Source organism: Halobacillus sp. BBL2006 (assembly GCF_000786645.1).
In the GTDB taxonomy this organism is placed as follows: domain Bacteria; phylum Bacillota; class Bacilli; order Bacillales; family Halobacillaceae; genus Halobacillus.
The window spans coordinates 1-1,706 of the sequence record NZ_JRNX01000888.1 but is presented as its reverse complement, the minus strand read 5'-3'; the positions used below and the strand labels follow the sequence as shown (position 1 = coordinate 1,706).

The window sequence follows — 1,706 nt, the reverse complement described above, 5'->3', positions numbered from 1 at the left end:
TCGGTGAACCAGGTGATACTATTGAAATCAGAAATCATACGTTATTCATTAATGGAGAAAAACAAACACAAACATACCTCGATGATGAGGCGATCAAGGGGACTAGAGATTTCGGCCCCGTCGAAGTTCCTAAAGGGAAATATTTCGTAATGGGAGATAACCGTTCCATAAGTAAAGACAGCCGGAATGGACTTGGATTCATTGAAGAAGGAGAAATTATTGGTCGAACCGAACTGGTCATCTATCCACTCCAAGAGTGGGGATTGACAAAATAAAAGCAAAAGGCGTGCTTTTATCGCCGATCGATTCTAGTAACAAACAGCTAAAAAGCTCTACGCGGTTGATCCACCAACCCGTAGAGCTTTTTTTATTTTGGTGCTGCGATTTTTTCAGACAGCTGGTGTAACGTATCAATGAGCAGATCCAGTTTCCCTTCCATGCGATGCAGCAAATAGAAAGTGACCGCAATTGGAAAACCAACATCTGTAATGAGCGGAAGCCATGTCTCCAAACCTTTCACCTCGCTTCTAGTTGGAAAAAGCCGCTATTCAAGAGGATAGCGGCTTTTTCAAATATTTTAGAGCTCTACATCATACACATTACGTTCTACAATTCGTGCTTCTTTCTTTTCTACAAGGTCTCCCCCGCTGGAATAGAAGCAGTTTTCAGTTAGAATGGCATCCATCGCTGCATTGATGGCTATCGGATCAGTGGGTTCGATCGGCTCATCCAGTGTAATGGTAACCGCACGGCCTTCTTCATTTAGAAACTTCAGCTCTAATTTTTTCACTTGTATCCCTCCCTATTATTAATTTTATAGATCTGCGATGACAAAACTATCGTTGCGTTCTACAGTGTAAAGAACGCGCTGTTGAAGTTGAGCAATAGAAACAGCCACGTTATGCAATTGCTCAGGCGTCGATGTCGTTTTCACGTTGTTGAAAGATTTTGTTCGGAAAATCGGGTTTCCTTCCTCGTCCACCCCGTTATCAAAAACCATTTGGAGCTGTGTGTTTACTTTTTCTGAACTGATTGCCATGTTGATCACCTCCTTTCATACCTATAATCGGACGGGATATGAAAGTGGTGTCAAAAAAAAGTTCGAACCGGAAGCTGAATGCAGCTTTCCGGTTCGAACTCTAAGTCAAACAATGAAATTATGATATCGTCTATCTTTAAATAAGTAGGGTTTAACCGTGATCGAAGATACACATCCCGATCAATCCTAACGACACAACTACACAAACAACAAACATGATGACCTCAGCCATACCTTCACCTCCTAGATCAACTCTATTTTATCAAAAAAATCGGATTTCCGCTCTATCTATTATACATGATGGCATAAGCTTTATACATGGTAAAATTCCCACATCGGGTTCACCACAAACGGCTTTTTCATAATTATGACATATTGTTTTGGCAAATTTGTGAACTATTGAACAAAGTGTAGAAACATGATCGCTCGTGGATTACACTATAAATGTAAGAAAGATCAAAAAACTAATCACCAATCATGTGAAATGGTGAACAAACTATTAAAGGAGTGTCCATGATGATTCAATGGCTTAGAAACAACCAGACAGCTGCTATTATCTTATCTGTATTACGTATTTACTTAGGTTACACTTGGTTCATGGCCGGTTTAGGTAAACTAACCGGTGGATTCGAGACAGCTGGCTTCTTGAATGGAGCGATCGCTAAAG

General features: G+C 40.4%; 4 protein-coding genes. 1 reads left to right on the top strand and 3 read right to left on the bottom strand.

Annotated elements, in window-relative coordinates; genetic code table 11:
* The coding region (gene lepB / locus LD39_RS20830) for a signal peptidase I (protein WP_035553334.1) at window positions 1–275 on the top strand (275 nt) is incomplete at its 5' end.
* 92 nt (window positions 276–367) lie between these two features.
* On the opposite strand, the gene LD39_RS22360 is transcribed toward lepB, so the two are convergent.
* The 3 genes from LD39_RS22360 to LD39_RS20820 all read right to left on the bottom strand — a co-directional run bounded on the left by LD39_RS22360 (window position 368) and on the right by LD39_RS20820 (window position 1,039).
* Window positions 368–511 (bottom strand): YvrJ family protein, encoded by a 144-nt coding sequence (locus LD39_RS22360; protein WP_081988542.1) that lies wholly within the window; start codon window positions 509–511, stop codon window positions 368–370.
* Between the two features lie 66 nt (window positions 512–577).
* On the bottom strand, window positions 578–790 hold the full coding sequence (locus LD39_RS20825; RefSeq protein ID WP_035553330.1) for a DUF2922 domain-containing protein: 213 nt from the start codon (window positions 788–790) through the stop codon (window positions 578–580).
* 24 nt (window positions 791–814) lie between these two features.
* The gene (locus tag LD39_RS20820; RefSeq protein WP_035553326.1) at window positions 815–1,039 is read right to left on the bottom strand and encodes a DUF1659 domain-containing protein; all 225 of its coding nucleotides are present in this window, start codon (window positions 1,037–1,039) and stop codon (window positions 815–817) included.
* Window positions 1,040–1,706: the final 667 nt, after the last annotated feature.

What these genes read in the sequence shown, in the direction of transcription:
- LD39_RS20820 (WP_035553326.1), bottom strand. Translation starts at nt 1,039, where the DNA reads ATGGCAATCAGTTCAGAAAAAGTAAACACACAGCTCCAAATGGTTTTT.